The organism is Fulvivirga lutimaris (genome assembly GCF_009711525.1).
Classification (GTDB): Bacteria; Bacteroidota; Bacteroidia; order Cytophagales; family Cyclobacteriaceae; genus Fulvivirga; species Fulvivirga lutimaris.
In genome coordinates, this window is record NZ_SMLV01000079.1 from 1 (window position 1) to 1229 (window position 1229).

Genomic DNA, 1229 nt, shown 5'->3' on the forward strand with positions numbered 1-1229 from the left:
GTTTATAGGAGGTATCAGTGCTTGTACAGTACTTGTATCACTTTTGAGACGTTCCTGTATCAGTGCTTGTACAGAGCTTGTATCAAATCTGTACAGGCTAACTTCACTTCCAATGAATGGATTATATGATGGACTATATTTAATGTAATTCCATTCTGTAAGTTCTTTTAAATACTTTACATAAGTATTGTTCGAGCCTACTTTAGAGGCTTGCTTCATTTCTGCTCTTGTAATAGATACAGGATTTTCAAAATGATTTAAATTCCAAGATTGGAACAAGGCCATGTATAAACTTATATGGCCAGGAGAGAGTCTATCATCTTCGACAAACATGATAAAGACATTATTTAAATGTTTGATGTAATTCATTGGTAGTATGAGTTGGGTAGGCCCGGGCGAACCCGGGATGAATACCAATAATTAATTTCGCTTGTGTTCGTTGATCATGTTTTGAACGTCTTCAAAGGCATAGAAGATAGTTCCACCTATTTTGGTGTAAGGCAAGTGGCCATTGACACGTAAATTTTGAAGTGTACCAGGTGATATTTTTAATAATTCACGAACCTCTGAAGATTTCAGCCATTGTTTTTGAGCGGCTGATTTGCCAGGCATCAATGCTTTAATTTCTTCTAGAAGTTCATGTTTAAATTGTTGCAAATCATCTGATGTGATAATAGTAGCTGTCATAGTTTATATGTTTTGTTAATCGATGTTCAAAGCTGAATCGATTGCTACTTATTTATTCACAAGATGATACCAACTTGGTATTAATTTTCTACCATTTCTTTTTTCATTTTATCTAAAAATGCCGTTTTAAGCGAATCTAGCAGGTTTGTTGGATTCTTCTTTAGCTTGATATCGGTATAAATGCGGTAAAAATTACCAATATCAATATTAAATGCTTTTTCGGCCATCTGAAAAGTGTTTTTAAGGTCACCAGAGAGCATATTTGCAGCATGAAGTGAATAAATAAGCTCCACCAAATCAGTTTTTGAACCTTTCCAATCCAAGAATTTCATGAATTCCCAAGATGGGTCCAACTTGGGATTTTTTAATGAGTATAGCTCATTCTTAATAAACTGGATGCAGCGCTCTGCCGCCATTAGACAGGAAAGAGTAGGATCTGCAGGGGAACTGAATTCTGGATCTGATGGAAATTTAAGACCACTATGTAAAACAGGATTAAATTCTTGTTTTATAAAATAGTGTTGATCTAAATGACTCGCATT

The 1229-nt window shown here is 34.8% G+C and carries 2 protein-coding genes and 1 pseudogene; all 3 read right to left on the bottom strand.

Going from position 1 to position 1229, the window contains the following annotated elements:
- A pseudogene (locus E1140_RS00265) lies at positions 1-369 on the bottom strand (hypothetical protein); the annotation flags it as partial.
- 51 nt (positions 370-420) lie between these two features.
- Positions 421-687: a helix-turn-helix domain-containing protein gene (locus tag E1140_RS00270; protein WP_155177959.1), complete on the bottom strand. Its 267-nt coding sequence runs from the start codon at positions 685-687 to the stop codon at positions 421-423.
- 80 nt (positions 688-767) lie between these two features.
- Positions 768-1229: RteC domain-containing protein (locus E1140_RS00275; RefSeq protein ID WP_185153320.1), on the bottom strand; the 462-nt coding region annotated here is incomplete at its 5' end.